Here is a 290-nt window from a genome sequence, read left to right as displayed (position 1 = left end):
CGCGGGACGTATCCGACAGATGAGATGGCCGCCAGCACGCCGGCGCACGATGTGCCCACGAGGATAATGTCGACGAACCCCGCCACAGCCCATAGGCCCACACGGGGCGCGCCGAAATGCGCCATGGCTCCTCAGCAAAGCCGCCTTTTGACCATCAATTGCTTCAGCCCGGCGTCCGATGGTTGTAGTCGTGCGGCTTGGGCATGGACCCTGAACAGGAACGGGGTGGCGACCATCGCCCAGCCGCGCGGGCGGGTCATGGCATGGATGTTCTCCACCGCCGCCCCCGG

1 pseudogene is annotated in these 290 nt (G+C 66.6%); it reads right to left on the bottom strand.

Annotated features, from left to right (window positions below):
- Positions 1 to 169 precede the first annotated feature (169 nt).
- Positions 170 to 290: pseudogene (locus tag EN862_RS37290) on the bottom strand (SAM-dependent methyltransferase); the annotation flags it as partial.

This window comes from Mesorhizobium sp. M2E.F.Ca.ET.219.01.1.1 (assembly GCF_004016445.2).
In the GTDB taxonomy this organism is placed as follows: Bacteria; Pseudomonadota; Alphaproteobacteria; order Rhizobiales; family Rhizobiaceae; genus Mesorhizobium.
This window is presented reverse-complemented; position numbering and strand designations above follow the sequence as displayed.